General features: G+C 53.4%; 1 pseudogene. It reads right to left on the bottom strand.

Annotated features, from left to right (window positions below):
• Positions 1 to 221, bottom strand: a pseudogene (locus B3180_RS09680) (flagellar biosynthesis protein FlhF); the annotation flags it as partial.

Genomic DNA, 221 nt, shown 5'->3' on the forward strand with positions numbered 1-221 from the left:
CGCCTGACGCTGTAACAGTTCCTGCAAAGATTCAGCCGGTACTTCCGGTGTCTTTGATGCGGCCGGCTCATTCGGTGCCTGCTCAGCCATTGGCTGTGCCTGTTGCGCATCGGGGTCAATGGCTGCAACCAGCTCAATACCACCATTCACTTTCTTATTGGACAGGATAATAGCATCCGGACCTAAGGTTTCTTTAACCTGTTGCAAACCACGGCGCTGTC

Origin of the sequence: Idiomarina sp. UBA4206 (assembly GCF_002383015.1) — a bacterium.
GTDB classification, from domain to species: domain Bacteria; phylum Pseudomonadota; class Gammaproteobacteria; order Enterobacterales; family Alteromonadaceae; genus Idiomarina; species Idiomarina abyssalis.